Genomic DNA, 256 nt, shown 5'->3' with positions numbered 1-256 from the left:
AGTGCAATATAGAGACTTAACTTTCTTATTGGTAGCTAGTATTTCACCATTTTGATCAAAAATCTTTCCTCTTTCAGCTGAAGAAGTTGCGATAGTAATTGAAATGAAGTTGATTTTTAATAAAATTAGTAAAATCAAACCTACAATAGAAAGAACCGCAAAAAATCTCCATCTTTTTGTATGTAACATATAACCCTCCCTTATGTAGCCTATTTCATCTTATATTTAATTATTTTTTTTGTAAATGTGGAACAAC

The 256-nt window shown here is 28.1% G+C and carries 1 pseudogene; it reads right to left on the bottom strand.

The window, feature by feature from the left end:
• A pseudogene (locus HMPREF2590_RS08920) lies at positions 1 to 189 on the bottom strand (penicillin-binding protein 2); the annotation flags it as partial.
• Positions 190 to 256 lie beyond the last annotated feature (67 nt).

The sequence above is a fragment of the Bacillus sp. HMSC036E02 genome, assembly GCF_001836235.1.
Lineage (GTDB): Bacteria > Bacillota > Bacilli > Bacillales > Bacillaceae_G > Bacillus_A > Bacillus_A cereus.
The sequence above is the reverse complement of the archived record's forward strand: the minus strand, read 5'-3'. Positions and strand labels throughout refer to the sequence as shown.